The organism is Cupriavidus sp. SIMBA_020 (genome assembly GCF_046535395.1).
Taxonomy (GTDB): Bacteria; Pseudomonadota; Gammaproteobacteria; order Burkholderiales; family Burkholderiaceae; genus Cupriavidus; species Cupriavidus campinensis.
Genome location: NZ_JAWRWU010000182.1, coordinates 1 through 349, shown reverse-complemented (window position 1 = coordinate 349; position 349 = coordinate 1). Strand labels below are relative to the sequence as shown.

General features: G+C 57.0%; 1 pseudogene. It reads right to left on the bottom strand.

The window, feature by feature from the left end:
* Nucleotides 1-196: pseudogene (locus SB751_RS28730) on the bottom strand (DNA-binding protein); the annotation flags it as partial.
* Between the last annotated feature and the right edge of the window lie 153 nt (nucleotides 197-349).

Sequence of the window (349 nt, the reverse complement as noted above, 5' to 3'; positions counted from 1 at the left end):
CGACGCCAGCGCGCTCAGCAACGTGAGCAGCCAGCGAGGCCTTCGTGAAGGTGTCCTTGATCGGCGACGAAACGCCGGACGCCTTCACGGCGACCTTCTTAGCTGCGGCCGTCTTGGCGGGCGCTTTCTTTGCGGCAACTTTCTTGGTGGCCGGGGCTGCTGCCTTTTTGGCCACTTTCTTTGCGGAAGTCGGCATGTTTCTCCTACCAGTGTTGGTCAGTGAGTAGACGAAGCACAGCGGGATGCAAATGCTTCAACGTCGGATTCTACAAGCGTGCAAGCGTTTTGCGTGATTCTTTTGCATCGCAGATGCAAATTTGTTGCTCCGCGCTGACTGCCTGACGCATTT